We start from the raw sequence: 2,017 nt of genomic DNA on the forward strand, positions 1-2,017 counted from the left end.
GCAAGTGGTTCGAGCACTTGCAAGACCATTGCGGAATTAGCCAAAAAGCATGGTCACATCGTTCCAGGTCGCAAACAACATCAGCATCAGCACAAGGCTGAGCCCTATCTTGAAAGCGACCTCCTGCGCCCTCTCCCCGACCGGTTTTCCACGGATGATTTCAATCGCGTAAAATACCAGATGGCCTCCGTCCAGCATCGGGATCGGCAACAGGTTCAAAAAGCCGATCGAAACGGAAAGAACGGCGGCCAATTGAAGCAGTGCGCCAGCGCCCAGTGTCGCAACCTGCCCGGACATCTGGGCGACGCGGATCGGCCCGCCCAGTTGATCGGGGTTTTCCCTGCCGATGATTATGTTCCCGACATAGGTGACCGTTCGCGCCACAATATACCAGCTCGAGCTGACGCCCTCGACAAGCGCCTGCGCCGGATTGAGGTCCAGTGTTCTGAAGTTCGCGGCATCCGCATCGGTCACGACCCCGATCAGGCCGACTTCCAGCTTGTTGCCGAACTGATCCTCGATCTCGGACCTGCGCGGCGTAATGGGCACCTCCAGCACCCGGCCGTCGCGGTCGACCGTGACAACGATCGCCACTTCGGGCCGCGGCGACACGTAACGGCGAATATCCTCGAATGTCGTGACCGGCGTTCCGTCGATCGCGGTGATGATGTCGCCGGGAAGCAGGCCGGCTTCCTCGGCCGCGCTGCCGGGCTGAACCTGGGCGATCACGGGGTCGGCGACGGGCTTGCCGTAGAGGCTGAACATGACCGCGAATATGACAATAGCCAGAATGAAATTGGCGAAGGGTCCGGCGGCGACGGTCGCCACGCGTCTCCAGACATTGGCGCCCATGAAGGTGCGCGCCCTGTCCTCGTCACTCATGGCTTCGACGCCCTCGAAATCGGGCGCACTTGCCGCGTTTTCGTCGCCAAAGAATTTGACATAACCGCCAAGCGGGATCGCCGAAAGCTTCCATCTTGTCCCGTGGCGATCGTTAAATCCGATCAATTCCGGACCGAAACCGACAGAAAAGGTTACTATGCCGATGCCGCACCAGCGGCCGACCAGATAGTGGCCCATCTCATGCACGAAGACGACCAGCGTCAGCACGATGAGAAACGGCACGATGTAACCGACGAGGAAGCCGTAGACAGGTAGCAGAAAGTCCATTGAATTCCAGTTGTCCCTTGTTCTCACGGCCCCAGCAACTGAAGCGCGATGCCGTTGCCGCCGTCGGCGGACATCTTATGCCCCGGCAAGGCCACACCGACGAGATAGGCCGAAAAAGCGGCGAAAATGACGCTGTCGACACGATCCATAACGCCGCCATGGCCGGGTATGACCGCCCCGGAATCCTTGACACCGAACTGCCGTTTGAAGCCCGATTCGAACAGATCGCCGATCTGTCCCGATACCGAGATTAGCGCGGCAAGCAGAATAATCCAGCCAACGCTCGCACCCGCCAGGATCACCGCAACGATCGTGCCGGCAACAACGCCGCCAAACAATCCGGTTGCAAATCCCGACCAGGTCTTTGCCGGCGAGATGACAGGAGCCAGTTTCGGGCCGCCAAAACGCCGACCGCCGAAATAGGCGCATATGTCCGTTGCCCAGACGACGGCGAAAAGGAACATGAGGGCAGCGAAACCGTATTGCCCGGAATCGCGCAGTTCGGCGAACGCCACTCCGGCAAAACCCGCATAAACCACGCCCACGGCCGGCCAGGCATCCTGACCCTCCAACGCGCGGACCAGCAGACACAAACCTGCTCCCGCGGCGGAAACGGCAATTGCGAGCCCGCCCCATCCGGCGAAAATGCACAATGCCACCAAAAAAATGGATACAGCTCCGATACCCCAGACCGACCCGCTCAAATGCCGGGTCTGGACGATCCGAAACCACTCGTAGAAAACGAGCCCCATCCCGGCCGCCGACAGCAGCTTGAATCCAAGGCCGCCATACCAGGTCAGCGCAAGCACGACCAATCCCAGCGTGACGCCGGAAGCCGTTCGCACCA

2 protein-coding genes are annotated in these 2,017 nt (G+C 60.2%); both read right to left on the reverse strand.

Annotation, left to right across the window (positions count from 1 at the left end):
- Positions 1-36: 36 nt before the first annotated feature.
- Complete coding sequence (gene rseP, locus AC5E6N_RS23850) at positions 37-1,170, reverse strand: RIP metalloprotease RseP (RefSeq protein WP_491750146.1); 1,134 nt, start codon at positions 1,168-1,170, stop codon at positions 37-39.
- Between the two features lie 23 nt (positions 1,171-1,193).
- Positions 1,194-2,017, reverse strand: an 824-nt coding sequence (locus tag AC5E6N_RS23855; RefSeq protein WP_491750147.1) for a phosphatidate cytidylyltransferase, incomplete at its 5' end; no start/stop codon positions are given.

It is taken from the genome of Hoeflea sp. (assembly GCF_984452065.1).

Excerpts from the sequence above, each read along its gene's own strand:
- rseP (WP_491750146.1), bottom strand. The coding sequence starts at position 1,170 with ATGGACTTTCTGCTACCTGTCTACGGCTTCCTCGTCGGTTACATCGTG.